Origin of the sequence: Pseudoalteromonas sp. B160 (genome assembly GCF_037162485.1) — a bacterium.
GTDB lineage: Bacteria > Pseudomonadota > Gammaproteobacteria > Enterobacterales > Alteromonadaceae > Pseudoalteromonas > Pseudoalteromonas rhizosphaerae.
The window spans coordinates 1,298,996-1,314,895 of the sequence record NZ_JARLUX010000001.1; the positions used below are offsets into that span (position 1 = coordinate 1,298,996).

At 41.5% G+C, this 15,900-nt stretch carries 11 protein-coding genes and 2 pseudogenes; 1 reads left to right on the top strand and 12 read right to left on the bottom strand.

The window, feature by feature from the left end:
• Positions 1-2 precede the first annotated feature (2 nt).
• From P4S61_RS06065 to P4S61_RS06095, 8 genes and pseudogenes are all read right to left on the bottom strand, one after another.
• Positions 3-2,917: pseudogene (locus P4S61_RS06065) on the bottom strand (YhdP family protein).
• Between the two features lie 11 nt (positions 2,918-2,928).
• Positions 2,929-3,798 (bottom strand): YhdP family protein, encoded by an 870-nt coding sequence (locus tag P4S61_RS22895; RefSeq protein WP_442961549.1) that lies wholly within the window; start codon positions 3,796-3,798, stop codon positions 2,929-2,931.
• A gap of 46 nt (positions 3,799-3,844) precedes the next feature.
• Positions 3,845-5,317 (bottom strand): ribonuclease G, encoded by a 1,473-nt coding sequence (gene rng, locus P4S61_RS06070; protein ID WP_145238597.1) that lies wholly within the window; start codon positions 5,315-5,317, stop codon positions 3,845-3,847.
• Position 5,318: 1 nt separating this feature from the next.
• Entirely contained in the window at positions 5,319-5,888 is a 570-nt protein-coding gene (locus P4S61_RS06075; protein WP_145238593.1) for a Maf family protein, read from the bottom strand.
• Positions 5,888-6,367, bottom strand: coding sequence for a rod shape-determining protein MreD (mreD, locus tag P4S61_RS06080; protein WP_145238590.1), 480 nt, complete (start codon positions 6,365-6,367; stop codon positions 5,888-5,890). Before mreD ends, P4S61_RS06075 begins: the two co-directional genes overlap by 1 nt.
• Positions 6,360-7,202: a rod shape-determining protein MreC gene (gene mreC, locus P4S61_RS06085; protein ID WP_182717725.1), complete on the bottom strand. Its 843-nt coding sequence runs from the start codon at positions 7,200-7,202 to the stop codon at positions 6,360-6,362. Before mreC ends, mreD begins: the two co-directional genes overlap by 8 nt.
• Complete coding sequence (locus P4S61_RS06090; RefSeq protein ID WP_145238587.1) at positions 7,202-8,245, bottom strand: rod shape-determining protein; 1,044 nt, start codon at positions 8,243-8,245, stop codon at positions 7,202-7,204. The genes mreC and P4S61_RS06090 overlap by 1 nt, the downstream gene beginning before the upstream one ends.
• Positions 8,246-8,383: 138 nt before the next feature.
• Positions 8,384-10,401 (bottom strand): annotated as a pseudogene (locus tag P4S61_RS06095) (SUMF1/EgtB/PvdO family nonheme iron enzyme).
• A gap of 280 nt (positions 10,402-10,681) precedes the next feature.
• Here P4S61_RS06095 and P4S61_RS06100 point away from each other — a divergent pair.
• The gene (locus P4S61_RS06100) at positions 10,682-11,536 is read left to right on the top strand and encodes a 1-aminocyclopropane-1-carboxylate deaminase/D-cysteine desulfhydrase (protein ID WP_182757987.1); all 855 of its coding nucleotides are present in this window, start codon (positions 10,682-10,684) and stop codon (positions 11,534-11,536) included.
• On the opposite strand, the gene P4S61_RS06105 is transcribed toward P4S61_RS06100, so the two are convergent.
• The 4 genes from P4S61_RS06105 to P4S61_RS06120 form a co-directional block, all read right to left on the bottom strand.
• Entirely contained in the window at positions 11,533-12,132 is a 600-nt protein-coding gene (locus P4S61_RS06105; RefSeq protein WP_337117956.1) for an EAL domain-containing protein, read from the bottom strand. The two genes, P4S61_RS06100 and P4S61_RS06105, sit on opposite strands and share 4 nt — an antisense overlap.
• Before the next feature lie 10 nt (positions 12,133-12,142).
• A complete protein-coding gene (locus P4S61_RS06110; RefSeq protein WP_337117957.1) occupies positions 12,143-13,333 on the bottom strand; it encodes a hypothetical protein in 1,191 nt (396 codons plus the stop codon).
• 318 nt (positions 13,334-13,651) lie between these two features.
• Positions 13,652-14,377 carry a single-stranded DNA-binding protein gene (gene ssb, locus P4S61_RS06115; RefSeq protein WP_182735083.1) on the bottom strand — a complete coding sequence of 242 codons (726 nt, stop codon included), beginning with the start codon at positions 14,375-14,377 and terminating at the stop codon, positions 13,652-13,654.
• Positions 14,378-14,397: 20 nt separating this feature from the next.
• Positions 14,398-15,765 carry an MFS transporter gene (locus tag P4S61_RS06120; protein ID WP_145238569.1) on the bottom strand — a complete coding sequence of 456 codons (1,368 nt, stop codon included), beginning with the start codon at positions 15,763-15,765 and terminating at the stop codon, positions 14,398-14,400.
• Positions 15,766-15,900: the final 135 nt, after the last annotated feature.

Consider the following 15,900-nt stretch of genomic DNA (forward strand, 5'->3'; position numbering starts at 1 on the left):
CCTTATTGGGTGACTGTAACAGCGGCATCTTTGAGTATTAACTCACTGGAGGCGGCGGCTTGAGGTTGGTTTTGTGCAGCTTGCGGAAGAGTCACTTCACGACTTTTACGATCTACTTCTTTCACTACAGGATCAGTCATGCTGCCAGTCACTTTAAAATTAATCTCAGAAATAACGCGCGCAGAGTGGAGTACTTTATCTATCGCCAATGCTGCAAGCCCAGTTACAGGATTGACCATCCACGCGACAATCACCGGAATACTTGAGGTCACTTGTGGTGCAACCGCTAAATCGTAATCAATTTCCATGGTATTGAGGTTAGTATGGCCTTTAACCGTCAGATCGGCAGGTACTCCATCCATTTTCGTATCTTGCGTGTAAGCGATGCCTTTATCTACCTGCATGGTACCTTGCAGACTGTTATAAAAAAACCTTTCGAAAATACATCTCTAAAATCGAGTTTTAACTTACGCACTAATGAATCCAGGCTCAGCAACGAAAATACCCGTGCGCCGCCATCGCTTACCTCAGCTAAATGCCCTTCGCCTAAACGCCAATCTAAATTACCGTTGAGGCTGGCAATATCAAATAAATAAGGCGCATCTTGCCACGCAAGCGTAAATTTAATATCTGCGGGTGAATCTTTAACTGTGGTGGTTATATCAAATTCATCAAATAGTTCACCGATGTCATCACTTTGCATATTACCGCTAAATTGACTTATGCCATCTTGCCAATGCCCTTTAGCACGTAACACATGCTCGCCTTTATCAACCACCAGCTCAGATATGGTGAGCTTATGACCATCGCCATAAAGCGATGCGCTGACTTTATCTAATTGATAGCTTGCCACTTTACAATCAGCACACTCAAATTCAATGGCCGGTATGTCACTCAACCAAGTGTAATCTTGAGGTGTTTCAGATGGCTGTAATTCGTCTGTTGTTGGGGTAAAGTTAACACGTAAATAATCACTGGCAATATGAATCGGCCGACTTGATTTATCTAGCGGAATAAGTACTTGCGAGCGTAATTCTTTGGCGTTTAGCCGTAAGCTCATGTCACTTGGGGTCGGCGCTAAACGCATTTCAAAATCATTAAATGCAATATCACCAATGGTTAATTGCTGAATGTTACCCACCACTTCTTTTAATGGCGGTAGTACGCTCTGCTCAGCTGATTCTATTTGACTGATGGTGATGATCTGCTGGATCAAGCCAAGCCAAGGTAATAGATCTGTTTGCTCTAAATCAATTGCAACACTTAAGTCTTGCTGGTTTAAACCCAGATCATGCTCGCCTAAAATAAACTGTGCATTGGTTAGTTTGCCAACGTTATTCGCTAAGATGCCATTAAAATATAAGTTGTTATTAATATTAGCGGTGATCAAATTAGAAATATTATCACCTTGAATAACAGCCGTTAGCGGCCATACTTGATCGGCACTTTTAGTGTATGGTGCGGGCAGCTCACTACTGAGCCCTTCGAGTTGTGAGCTGACATTAGCGCGATAATCAAAGCCGTCCGTTAAAAAGTTTAGAGCAAGATTAATAGCCACTTCACTTTCACCATGCAAGTAACCTTTTAGTAAGTCTTGACCATGAGAAATTAACGTATCAGCATTTAACTGTACTTTTATATCAACGTCAGCACGATAGTTTGGGCCAATATTTTTACCATTAAAGTTAACTTTCAGCGGCATTCCTAACCAACTTGCGTTAGCATTTTCTAAAGTGATCTGATCATCATTAAAATAGAGCTGACCTGTAACACCTTCAAGCTGAAGCCCAGGTTGTGCTAAATACACTGGCAGATCTTTTAAATTAACCATGCCTTTAGCTGTTACATCTAACTCATTTAAATCAACAAGTAGCTCAATATCAGCGCTGGCAGCGCCGTTACCTTGGATCACCTCAAATACATTTGCTAGTGGCTCAGCAATTGGCGTTGCTTTAAAAAACGGCAGTAATGTTTCCATCTCAGCACGTTTATTAATTTTTACGCTCAGTACATCTGCGTTCATTAGATCTGCAATACTGACATGCACGGCATCATCGATCGCTAAGTTAACAAGCCGCCCATGCTCAGAGTAAATATCCATACGCTGATTTTCAAAATGTAATTTTGCACTCGCTTGAGTTACTGCAGGCCAATCAGGGGCAAATTGATAATTGGCGTTATCTACCTGCGCTAATACTTCAAACTGTCCTGAATTATCAGCAAACGGAAAGCCCGTTAATGGCCCAGAAAACAGCACTTGTGTTTGCGTAAGTTCACCACCTTTAATAGCCCCAGTTAAGTAATCAACTAAATTTTTAGTCATCACAGGGCGTGGGAAATAATGGCTGGCAACACTGGCATCTGGTGCAAATGCTTCTGCATATAAATCAAGCCGAGGCTGTTCGTCTAAGCTAAGCTTCATTTCGGCTGCAACAGTGACCTCATCATTATCAAGCCACATATTATCACTGCTGATCTGCCAACCTTGCTCACTATTGGCTAAATCAATTTGCATATTCAGTTGGTTATATTTGATTGGCTGGCTAAAAGTATCAGCGGTAAGTAACTCGCTATTTTCGCCAAACAGATTAATACGACCACTATCTTGATTTAACAAACCATCGACAAGTAAGCCCTGCACACCGGGCACACCTTGCTCTGCAAGCCAGCCCAATTGCTGGGCTTCAAACCATAATTGCCATTGCTGTGTTGATGTAAATTGCACATAAGCGCGCTTAACTTGACCACTGGGTTGACGACTTAACAGCGGCTCTAATTCAGCAAAATCACTTAACTGGGCTAACCTTGTAACCAAATCAAAATCGAGTTCTTGCAACCAAATTTGTTGTTGCTTGTTATCCAGCTGTGCTTCAAATTGAAAGTCAGGCCAATGCTGTTGATCGTTTGAGAGCCGCACCCCTGAACTTTTTAACCGCCAACCTTGCTGCCAAGGGTAAAGGCTAAAACCCCTTCACTTAAACTAAATTGATGACTTTTTGTATCTTGCTGCCAATTAATAAAGCTTGGCAACCATTTAACTGTGACATCTTTGATCAGGCCTTTTTCAATACTCAACCATGATTCTAAGTTAATGTCAGAATTGAGCTGCTCTTTACTAGCATTAATATACTGAGCCAGCCATTTCGACACATCAACATTATTTGCTTGCACATAAATATCACCCAGCATGGTTTCTAGCGTCGATCCGGTTAATGCCAAGCGAGCATCAAATGTACCCACTGAAATCCCGGGCAATGCTAAAGTACCACTAGCTAAGTGTTGTTCGTATTGATTTTGCCAAACGATGTCTTCAAGCATCACCCGACGCTCTTTGCCATCTGCCAAGATAAAATTAAGACTACTATTTTCAACCGCAAAATGACCGGTTTTACCTAAGAATAAGCCTTCAATCAGCTCTTTTTGTTCAAACGATACCTCACTGCTGTTTGACTGCAACATAGTCGGCATATCAACATCAGCATGGAAACCGTTGATCACAAAGTAGTTAGATTTTAACTGTCGTGTTTTGATGGTTTCCCAGACGTTTAATTCAAGGCTAGCTTTAGCGATAGTCAGTGCGATGGGTGAGCTTTTATTATCTTCAAAGGTGATATCTTCCAAGACAATAGAAGGGCCTTGGCCATGCCAGCTGGCAGAAATAGCCCCAATTGATAAATTAACCGCAAACTTATCATATAGATAACTTTCAAGGTCACCTTTATAGTCATTGGCATACGGCAGGGTATATTTTAAAACCGAAACAACAACGGCAAGTAGTACCAGCGTTATGGCGAACACTTGCCATAACTTACGGATACAAAAAAACAGACCGTCTTTGCTTTCATTACATCATAACCACATCAAACTGCTCTTGACTGTAGAGGCTTTCGGTTTGAATGCTCACTTGCTTACCAATAAATAACTCTAGTTCTGCAAGATTATGATACTCGTCATTAAGTAATGCCTCACTTACCGCGGGAGCTGCATAAACCATAAATTTATCAGCCGCGTAAGCACGGTTTACTCGAACAATTTCACGCAGTATTTCATAGCATACGGTTTCAACGGTTTTTTGTGAACCGCGCCCAGAGCAGGCCGGACATACATCACATAAAATATGCTCAAGACTTTCTCGAGTACGTTTGCGGGTCATTTCCACTAAGCCTAATGCCGATAAACCATTAATATTTGATTTAACGCGATCTTTACCCAGTGCAGACTCAAGTGAATGCAATACCCTGCGCTTATGCTCTTCGCTAACCATGTCAATAAAGTCAATAATGATAATACCGCCCAAGTTACGCAACCTAAGCTGACGGGCAATCGCAGAAGTAGCTTCTACGTTGGTGTTAAAAATAGTTTCTTCGAGATTTCGATGGCCAACAAAGGCACCGGTATTAACATCGACCGTGGTCATCGCTTCGGTTTGGTCGATAATTAAATAGCCACCTGACTTTAACGTCACTTTACGATGTAAGGCTTTTTGTATTTCACTTTCAACATCAAACAAATCAAAAATTGGTCGCTCGCCTGGGTAATACTCTAAAGCATCGGAAAGGATTGGTACAAACTCTGCGGTAAAGGTTTTTAGCTCTTCATAGGTTAGCTTTGAGTCAACCCGAATACGTTCCATGTCTTCCCCTACGTAATCTCGTAGAGTTCGAAATGCTAAGGTTAAATCTTCATGCAAAATACTTTCTTTGCTGGTTTTCTTACGTTTAGTGACGATTTTTTTCCATAGTTTTTTTAAAAACTCGGCATCGTGACGCAACTCAGCTTCGCTGGCACCTTCAGCTGCAGTACGAACTATAAAGCTGCCGTCTTCATCGCCATACTCACCTACAATGCTTTTCAATCGCGCGCGTTCTTCTTCGGTTTCTATACGCTGACTCACACCAACATGGGTGGCATCTGGCATAAACACTAAATAACGAGAAGGGATGGTGATGTCAGTTGTTAAACGTGCGCCTTTAGTACCCAGTGGATCTTTTACCACTTGCACCATAATGTATTGACCTTGGCGCACTAACTCGCGAATATCTTGTACTTTTTTGATTGGTTGCTCGTCAACACCTTCAACAATTGAGGCGCTATTTACAATATCAGACGCGTGTAAAAAAGCCGCTTTATCTAAACCAATATCAACAAACGCAGCTTGCATACCCGGTAATACTCGGCTTATTTTACCTAAATAAATATTGCCGACGATACCTAAATTGCCAATACGCTCTAGTTGAATTTCTTGTAATACACCGTTTTCAATCAGGGCAACACGGCTTTCACTCGGGGTGACGTTGATCAGTAATTCTATACTCATGTTACCTACTTAGGAATTCGCTTAATAATTTTTCGCATTCATATAAAGGTAAGCCTACTACCGCAAAATAGCTACCGGAAATATTAGTAACAAAGCGCCCACCGAGTCCTTGTATACCATAGCCACCGGCTTTGTCTTGTGGTTCACCAGTTTGCCAATATGCTGCTAATTCTTGTTCTGAGAGTGTTTTAAAACTCACTTGCGTGGTTACTACACAACTCATGACCTTGTGTTCAGTAGCAAATGCAATTGCCGTTAACACTTGATGACTGCGCCCAGATAAACGTTTTAGGGTTGCCATAAAGTCAGTTTTATCACGGGGTTTACCTAGTGACTGATTATCTATGACCACTACGGTATCACTGCCGAGTACGGGGCGATCTGTATACCCCATAGCAACACCGGTTTGAGCTTTTAGACGCGCTAAACGCTCAACAAGTTCAAGGGGAGTTTCGTCTGCTAGCTGGCTTTCATCAGCATCAACACTAAATTGTGAAAATTCGATACCAAGTTGAGTTAGTAATTCTTTGCGCCGAGGAGAAGCTGACGCTAAATAAATGGCAGTTTGCATTACCTGATCCTGAAATGACGGCGATATTTACGTAGCAATAAGAAAATCCAAGGCCAACTTAACATGCCAGTCACGACCGGCCATAAATACTGCGGGTTGAAATAAACGTCCATTAAAAAGTGATTAAGCCAAAATTGCATTAAGTGATATAGGGTTAAAAATAAGCCCACAAGTATCGCTTGCTGCCAAATTGAAAAATTACGAATTTTTTGAAAGTTACTTGCGGTTACAAAAATACAAATTGAGTAAGTGAGTGAATTAATTCCCAGCGGTGACCCTGTGGCTAAATCAATCAGCAAGCCAACTACCCAAGCCGTACCAATATTTAATCGATGTGGAACAGCTAAAGACCAGTACATTAATACTAATAACACCCAGTCAGGGCGAAAGGGTTCAAACGAAAAAGGCAATGGCATCAAAGCCATGATCAACGCAAAGAAAATACTCACGGTGATCAATAAGAAGTAACGACTATTCATTGCTGATAGTTTCCTGCTGATTACGCCATAAGATCACTAATAAGCGAATACGATCTAACTGAGCTATCGGCTCGGCGTATACTTGAGCAAACGGGCGGCCCTCATCGCGATTAATTTCAGTTACCACAGCAACCGGGTAGCCCTCAGGAAAAGTGCCTCCAAGTCCTGATGTCACTAGCACATCACCAATCCGTACATCTAAACTATGGGGTACATGGGAGAGTTTAACTAAATTAATTTTACCAATCCCTTCAACCACGGTACGCACATCATTACGTAAAATACGTACTGGTGTGGCATGGGTTGTGTCGGTCATCAGTAACACCCGAGACGTCGTTGAGCCTACTTTGGTAAGTTGTCCGACGACCCCCATCTCATCAATCACCGCTTGGCCTTCACTGATGCCATCTATCGTGCCACGATTGATCACCACTTGATGGCTATAAGGATTTGAATGAACAGAGAGAACTTGAGCAATAATTTTACGATTTGACTGCTTAGCAGAAGAACCAAGTAACGCGCGTAGCTTTTGATTTTCTTTGTTTAAGAATTGATATTGCTGAAGCTGTTCGCTTTGCAGTAATTGTTTTTTCTTGAGGGCTTCGTTTTCAGTTAATAATTGATCGCGCGTGTGTAAGCTTTTAGCCCCGAGGCTAAATACTTCATAAGGTAAATTGGCTAAATACAATAACGGACTAACTAAGGTGTTTAAACTAGTGCGTACTGTGGTGCCACCTTGCGTATAACGATCGCCTACGATCAACACGATACTCAAAAGCACTGCGACAAAAAGTCGCAGCTGCAAAGAAATGGCACGCCCGAACATTAACTTCATTAGTCGTAACTAAATACATCACCACCATGCATATCAATCATCTCAAGTGCCTTACCGCCGCCACGCGCAACGCACGTTAATGGATCATCAGCAACCACAACAGGAATGCCGGTCTCTTCCATTAATAAACGGTCTAAATCTTTAAGTAATGCACCACCACCTGTTAATACCATGCCTTTGGCTGATATATCTGACGCCAGCTCTGGTGGCGATTGCTCAAGGGCAACCATTACCGCACTAACAATCCCCATTAATGGCTCTTGCAAGGCTTCTAATATTTCATGTGAATTAAGCGTAAATGAACGCGGAACACCTTCGGCAAGGTTACGGCCACGTACTTCAATCTCAATTGGCTCATCTGTTTTAAACGCAGAACCAATTTGATGTTTAATGTTTTCAGCCGTTGCTTCACCAATTAAACTACCAAAATTACGACGTACATAGTTGATAATTGCTTCATCAAACTTATCCCCACCAATACGTACAGATGATGAGTACACCACGCCGTTTAGTGAAATAATTGCAACTTCAGTGGTACCACCACCGATATCTACAACCATTGAACCTGTTGCTTCTGATACCGGTAAACCTGCACCGATTGCCGCAGCCATTGGCTCTTCAATTAAATAAACTTCACGCGCACCTGCGCCCATAGCCGATTCACGAATTGCGCGTTTTTCTACTTGCGTAGCACCGCACGGTACGCAAATAAGCACACGCGGACTTGGACGTAAAAAGTTATTGTTATGCACTTGTTTAATAAAGTGTTGTAACATTTTTTCAGTTACATAAAAATCAGCAATTACACCGTCTTTCATTGGCCGAATGGCTTTGATATTACCAGGCGTTCGACCAAGCATTTGCTTTGCTTCAGTCCCTACTGAGGCTACACTTTTAGGTCCACCAGCGCGTTCTTGACGGATCGCAACTACTGATGGTTCATTAAGGACAATGCCTTCGTCTTTAACATAAATAAGGGTGTTGGCTGTACCCAAGTCGATCGATAGATCGTTTGAAAAAATACCACGGAGCTTTTTAAACATGAGGCTGGATGACCTTTGAAAAATATTCTTATATTAGCTTATGCAACTTTACCATGCTGAATCAGTTCGGCAATAAAAGTGCAGCTACCTTTGTTAATTGGGTAAAAAAGGAAGCTATGCTTCCTTTTTAAATTAATTTTATCGTTCGCGTACTAGACGAAAACCAATATAGTTTGCACGAAAATCTGGCGCTAAAATCAAACGAGTTGAAGCACGAGCTAAGCTAGGCGCGAAATTCCACGCACCACCACGGACAGTAACATCCGCTTGTTCAGCTGACTTATGAGTCCATTCCCATACATTTCCTACTGTGTCGTAGAGACCAAACGCATTAGGTGCAAACGAGCCTGTTGGCGATGCACTTTTATTTGACCACTCACTACCACACCAACCACAATTGGCTAAATTTTTACCTATCTCATTCCCCCACGGGTATTCAGTTTTAGTACCAGCGCGTGCTGCATACTCCCACTCAACCTCATTAGGTAAACGATATTGTTGACCTGTTTGACCAGACAACCAATCAGCGTATGCTTTCGCATCGTTGTAGGTTAAGCACACTGCTGGAAAATCACTGCCTTGCTCAAAACCTGGATTACGCCAATTTAAATTTGCTTCCCAGACCGGTTCGCCATTTAAATAATAAGCACAGCCACGATTACGCTCAGCTTCAGTTTTATAGTTAGTGTTGCTGACGAACTTTTGATAAGCACCGACTGTCACTTCTTTATTTTGCATCGCAAATGAGTTTGCAATGGTTTTTTCAACAACTGGACGCTCATTTGCAAGTCCATTGCCATTGATATCACCCATTTCAAACTTACCTGCGGGAATAACTACCACGTCAGCGGCAGCATTGCCTATAGCTGCACTAGTTACTGATGTAGTATTACGTTGCTCGCTGGTGTATGTCGGTGCAGCAATCGACTCAGGCTTTTTACCAACTTAGCATGAATCGTCTGCGGCTTTCGTAAATCAACACGCACGCGATAAGGTTTATAACCCTGCTTGCGAACTTCAACATCATGAATACCACTTGGTAAAGTCGTTGCTAAACGTGTTGAACCAAAACTTACGCCATCAATAAACACTTCGTCGTCGTATACGTTTGAACGCAGTGTAAATTCAATCATTTTATTACTATCAACGACTTGTGTATTAACCGTTGGCATTGGTTTGACTGAATAATCACGTATTGGTTGTTCACTCAAGCGTGACACCGAAACGTTGGCATTATCCTGACCATCACTGAATGTTAACTGACTATCAGTAAAAGTAGTGTCATACCGAGTTTGATAGGTTGCCGTTAGCGGCGTGCCGTACTCTGAACAATAGCGATTATCAACACTCAATAAATTACATAAGCGGCTGCTATTCACATCACCACGCATAGTGACGCTTAAGTTAACGTTATAATTGCCTTGACCGCTAAAAGCACTATTAACTACATGGCTACTTAAAACCTGTACTTGTGCACCAGCCATATTACGTTTGGGTTCAACTAGGCGCTCTTCAGTTAAGTTAGCAAAAATTTGGTCTACAAAACGCTTGGTTGCTTTTTGTAAGCCCATTTGCTGGCCTCGTTGCTCACAGGCTGCCAATGTTTCTGTTCGTTTACAGTTGATAGTGTGATTAACTTCTAGCGTCCCTTCGCGGGTAAACTCATTGCGTAAGCGCTCAACTCGAGCTGTTGTTAATTGTTCTTTTAAGCTTTCGAGTGTATTTAACTGAGTATGTTTTGCTACGCGAATTTGTTCAATGTCTTTGCGGTGGGATGCAATTGCCGCCAACTGCATCGCGATATCGTCTTTATTTTGCTTATGATCAACCACAGCTTGCTGATATCGCGCCTGTGCAGCACTTATATCAATAGTGGGATCATCAATTAAACGACGATACATTTCATTCATGGCATCAAGTGCTTGATTTTTTTCTTTGTCCAGCTCAGTCGAACGAGTGCGTAATAAATCAAGTTGACTTTGTAACTGACTTTCTTCTTTTAAATGTTTTTCAAGTATCTGTGTAGCGTTATCGTATTCAGCTTGTTTAATACTGATCTCAGATTCAATTCCAGTAACTGTGGCTGTATCTTGTGCAAATGCACTCGATGCAAACAAACTAGCTGAAATTAACAGAGATAAAGGAGCAATTCGCATATATTCCATTCCCAAAAAGCGGCAATTATTTGGTCATTATTTATTTTTTATAATTAAACTCTTATGCTATGTACTTGCAAGGCAAAACACAAGCTTTGTTCAAAAATTATCTGAGTTTACAACTATTACCGTACTTCATGCCAGTAAATTACCATCACATAGTATGAAAATAGCCCCTTTTCTTGTTCATGGCTAATTTGTTAAACTTATGGCCCATTTATTTTAAGTTGCAACTGTGAATTTAATCCCTGAGTCTCCACTGCAAAAAATCACTTGTTCGATGCTGAGTGAACAAAGAATATCTTTATCGATAAAACGTGACGATCTTCTGCATCCGTTAATAAGCGGCAATAAATGGCGAAAATTAAAATATAACTTAACTGCAATGAAAACAGAGGGTAAAACAGAATTAGTTACTTTTGGCGGTGCTTTTTCAAATCATATTCATGCCTGTGCTGCTGCAGGAAAGCAATTCAACTTAAAAACCCACGGCATTATTCGCGGCCCTGAACTTGATCGACACAACCCCACCTTACAGTTTGCTAAGCAATGCGGTATGCAGCTTCACCCTGTAACACGTATAGAATACCGAGAGCGAAATACTCCAGATTACCTAGCTCAGTTACAAGCATATTTCCCCAATGCATATATATTACCGGAAGGTGGCACTAATAAAGCCGCCTTGCTAGGTTGTAGAGAACTCGCTCAATCATTACCTCACACTGATTATGTTTTATGCCCAACCGGTAGTGGCGGCACATTAGCAGGACTGATTGAAGGCTGCGATAAGACCACTCAGGTTTTAGGGGTTGCGGTATTAAAGCAAGCAGATTATCTAGTGGATGAAATCAAATCTCTTAGTGCAATTGCTACGCAGCAGCAAAACTGGCAATTACTCACCGCGTTTCATGATGGTGGCTATGGTAAATTTAGCCCTAAACTTTGGCAGTTTTGCCAAATGATGCAAACCCAACATAAATTACCACTTGAGCCTATTTATTCAGGAAAAATGATGTATGCATTATGGCAATTAATCGCACAAGGCTACTTTCCAGCAGGTAGCAGGATCGTTGCGATTCATACCGGCGGTCTGCAAGGCTTAGATGGACTGCGTTACCGCCAGTTAATAGATTAATTAACCATTACATTAGTAAACTCTTGCAAAGGCTCCGTAAAATAAAATCCTTGCGCGCCAATGACGCCCTGTTTTTTAAGCATATTGAGCTCTTGCTGCGTCTCAACACCAACACCGTATACGGGTAAGTTCACTCGCTCTGCACTGGCTACAATTTGGCGCACCACTTTTTGCTGCGTTACATTTTTATCAATGTCGTGGATTAAATCATAGCTAAGCTTGAGTCCTTTGATCCCTTTGTAAGGCGCTAATAAAGCGATTTTATCGTGCGATGAAACATTATCAATTGATACTGAGCTCCCCACTGATTTAATTGTACTAAAAGCAAAATTCAATCGCTGTTGATGTTGATAAAAATCCACCTCCGATATCTCAAACTGTAGTTTATCAGCGCCTTTTACATTTTTCATCCTCTGCCCAAACCAGCGCCAATAGTCATTAGAAAACCAATTAAATGCGTGTAAGTTAATACTCACAGTTAACGCACTTGTTTCACTTTCTAATAACTTAACAACTTGATCCAATACTGTTTTATCCAATAAAACAATCGCTGAATCATTTTTTAGTTGAGGAATAAATTGCTTAGCAGAAAGCATCCCTAAAGACTTATGACGAACCTCGGATCAAAGCTTCATGCTGTAAAATATCACCACTGGCGAACTCAAATAGCGGCTGAAAAAACAACATAAATTTCTTTTTGCTAATGTAATCAGCTAAGTTCTCATCGCTATTTGCCAGCACCGTTGAACGCGTATGGTTAAACGGTACCCGATGAGTATGCTGCCATGGACTTTGTTTTGCTAATGCGAGTGCTGATTTAGTTAACTGATAAACCACAGTTTGATCGGCACCATCGCGGTAATTACATACGCCTATTTTAATTTCTTTACGAGACAAATCACCGCGATAAAGCAAAGAAGCCTGATAAATAATTTGATGCAAGCGCTTAGTGTAAGCATCGATATCAGGTTGAGGTATATTCTCCAAGGTAATTGCCAGACCTCCTGAAGATAACAACTTAACTGATACCCGAGATAACTCTTTAAAACCTTTGATTACAATAAGTTTAAAGTGGCTTTCTAAATCAACGTTATCTGGAAATGGCCGTGTCCAATAAAGTAAAGCAAAAAGGTGGTTATGATTATTTTGGATACCGTACATTGCGGTAATTGCAACATCGTCTGCGGAACTTAATTTACGCTTGGCTGTAAGTACTTTTGTACTATTAATTGCAATATCATTTAGTGCTAATTTAACCACATCTTTAGGCGCTTGTTGGCTGCTTGATACTTTACTACCAGTTAATAATGCAATTGAATCTACGCCATCGCGCTGTTTAAATAGCAGACGCCACCAGCGATAACTCCAAATAGCAGCGCCAATCATCACTAGATTTAATAAAATAAATAGCGGACTTTCTACAACCCAAAAAGGCAAATGATAAAGCTTTAAACTAACTGTTTTATATTTAAAGATATCACTATCTTGGGTCATAAAAGCAGAAAAGTGAAACGACTCATGGGCTGATTCAAGCATAAAACCATGACTTTGAGCAAGTGCGGCAATGATCTCTTTATCTGCAATTGGCTTTAGTTTGAGGCTATAGACTTGCTTAGCTAATTGACTCCCAGTGATGTGTACTTTTTGATGCAATATCTCCCCTAACAAGAGATTAAATACTGTTAGTAAAAGCATAAAAGCAATCACATAAATACTTAGCATCCGTACTTGTGCATTTTTAAATTGAGTCACCATGGCTGTTACGCTATTTGTATGAATAGCTAAAGTGTTGTTCAAGATCCTTATAAACACAAGGCTACAGCATGATTAAAGATGGTTTTAAATGCTATAAATATAGTAACAAAGCCAAAACTGACGCTTTTTTAGAGACCTAGGACAGTACACGTTCTAAATAAAAATAACTCTCACTCCATAGCATTTGATAGCTGTTAACTAAAAAAACTACAACATAAAAGAAAAATAGCGGTCAGCTCCCTCTATTCACCAGCTCTTACTATTTTGTAATATTCAGACTACAGCACACAATAAAAACAAAAAAGCCGCTTAAAAGCGGCTTTTCAGGGTATTTTTAAACATTTTCATTTTTGTCTTGAATTAGAACGGGATATCGTCATCAAAATCGATAGGTGGTTCCATTGGATTTGATGCGCCGCCTTGCGGAGCACTTTGTGGCTTAGGTGCAAAACCACCTTGCGCTTGTCCACCACCTTGTGGAGCATAGCCGCCACCTTGGTATTGATTACTTTGCTGTGGTGCTGCCGCTGGTTGCTGACGAGCTGCTGGCGCTTGTTGTGGCGCTGGTGCATACCCACCGCTTTGCTGTGGTGCACTTTGCTGCTGAGCATACCCACCACCTTGTTGTGGTGCGCTTTGCTGCGGTGCGCTCTGTTGTTGGCCGTAACCACCTTGAGATTGACCACCGTGGCTTTGCTGTTGGCCACCTTGGTAACCGCCACTTTGTTGGTCGCCACCACGGGCACCTAACATTTGCATTTGACCAGTGAAACCATCCACTACGATTTCAGTGGTGAATTTCTCTTGGCCTTGTTGGTCAGTCCATTTACGGGTTTGAAGTTTGCCTTCAACGTAAATTTGTGAACCTTTACGGCAATATTCACCAACAATTTCAGCTAACTTGCCAAAAAACACAACACGGTGCCATTCTGTTTTATCAACCATTTGACCGGTGTTTTTGTCTTTATAGCTATCTGACGTAGCTAGAGTAATATTCGCTACACCATTGCCGTTAGGCATATAACGTACTTCTGGATCTTGACCTAAATTACCAACCAAGATTACTTTGTTCACACCGCGTGCCATGGACCTTTCTCCTATAAACGTTATATTAAACCAGCCACTTTGCGGGCTTGGTCTAGGTCAAATTCTTTATCATCAATCTTTAAATAACTGCGATTTTCATCACAGACTACTGTTGCTTCAATTACGCCTGGTAAAGCAACTAAACGAGAAGCAAGGGTTTGCGCTTGCTGCTCGTTACTTAATTCTGTCATTAAGCTTATCATTTTACTGCGTGGCGGGACTTGCATATTCCACGCAAGGATAAGCCATATTACCCCAACAACTGCGGCTGCGGCAAACACTGCTTGCGGCGTTGTTGATTGCGCAACGTAACCGCCTAAAATACCACCTAAAAATGCACCAAAAAATTGTCCTGACGAAAACACTCCCATCGCCGAGCCTTTTTGGCTAGCAGGTGCTAAGCGCGATACTAATGCCGGCATTGTCGCTTCTAAAAAGTTAAAGGCAACAAAATACGCCAGCATACACATCGCCATGCCGATGATTGAGTCAACACCAATTGCCATTGCCAACATACTTAGAGCGAGCACTGCGATAGAGCCAACAAATGCCTGTTTCTCTTTTTCTTTGCGGATCGCAATGATCATCACTGGCGCCATTAATAAAAATGCCAGTAATAAAACGGGAATATATACTTGCCAATGCGCTTGTGCTGCTAAACCTTTGGCAATTAACTGCCCTGGTAAGGCGACAAAAATCGTCGTCAAGGTCAAATGTAATAGCATCACCCCTAAATCTAAACGCGCTAATTGCGGGTGCTTAATGAGTTTTTTAATATCGCTAACGCTTGCTAAGGTATCGCCTTTGGGGGCTTTACTAACCGCTTTGGGGACCAAAAACAACACAATAAAAATACCTGCAACAGCCAAAATAGCAGTTAACCAGAACACTCCAGCAAGACCCCACGCTGCGGCAACCATTGGACCAAGTAACATAGCAATAGCAAAGCTCATGCCTATGCTCATACCAATCACGGCCATCACTTTTGGTCGTTGCTCATCGCGGCTCAAATCAGAAGCAAAAGCTAATAACGAGCTGGCAATTGCGCCCATCCCTTGTAATGCTCGCCCTAACGTGACCATTTGCATTGAATCAGCCGTGGCAGCAATCACCGAACCGATGGCAAAAACAGTTAAACCGCCAACAATGACTTTTTTACGGCCAATTTTATCCGATAACCACCCCATGGGAATTTGTAACACAGCTTGTGTTAAACCATAGGCGCCAATCGCAAAACCAATCCATATCGGTGAAAATCCTGATAATTCTTGCCCATAAATCGCCAATACTGGCATCAACATAAATAGGCCAAGCATACGAAATGCAAACACACTCGCTAAGGAAACTGCGGCGCGTTTTTCTCGTGAATTGAGTGAAGAAGCTGTCATGATTCGCGTGTTCTTGCTGTCTATTAAAATTTGAGCAGGGATTCTACCACAAGCTTACAGAGAAATAATCGTCCCAATGCGATGATTTTTCATTGATCAAGGATTAATCTTCGCACGTATTATGAGATACTCAGT